Source organism: Corallococcus praedator, assembly GCF_003612125.1.
Lineage (GTDB): Bacteria > Myxococcota > Myxococcia > Myxococcales > Myxococcaceae > Corallococcus > Corallococcus praedator.
Map to the genome: position 1 here is coordinate 1 of NZ_RAWI01000971.1, position 458 is coordinate 458.

At 70.7% G+C, this 458-nt stretch carries 2 protein-coding genes; both read right to left on the reverse strand.

Going from position 1 to position 458, the window contains the following annotated elements:
• The coding region (locus D7Y13_RS42650) for a hypothetical protein (protein WP_147452699.1) at nt 1-209 on the reverse strand (209 nt) is incomplete at its 3' end.
• A 27-nt stretch (nt 210-236) separates the two neighbouring features.
• On the reverse strand, nt 237-458 hold a 222-nt coding region (locus D7Y13_RS42655; protein WP_208734616.1), incomplete at its 5' end, for an AtpZ/AtpI family protein.

Genomic DNA, 458 nt, shown 5'->3' on the forward strand with positions numbered 1-458 from the left:
GTCAGGTGGTTGACCAGGCCCAGGGCGACGCCGCCGGCGATGCAGCCGGCCAGCCGCCATTCACCGAGCTGGCCGAGGATCCAGTACGCCGCGATGGACAGCACGATGGCGACGGCGATGGTCTTGCGCTGGTCGCGCACGACCCGCCAGAAGGACGCGGACCCGAGGTCTGCGGTGGTCGCCGGCGTGGAGGTCTCGTGCTCAGCCACGGCTGGGCCTCCGCTCATGACGCACGCTCACTTGAGCACACTCCGAACGCGCAGCCAGAAGCCGATGCCACCCGCGACGATGCCCGCGAAGATGCCGACGAGCGTCCAGAGCGGCGAGCTGTCCGCTGCGCTGTCGGCCAGCAGCCCGAGGACGAGACCGACGACAACGGTGCCGGTGAGCATCCCGCCGAGGCCTGCGAGGTCACGCCCCCGGAGAGTCCGGTCGCGCATCTCATCGGCCATCCGCTC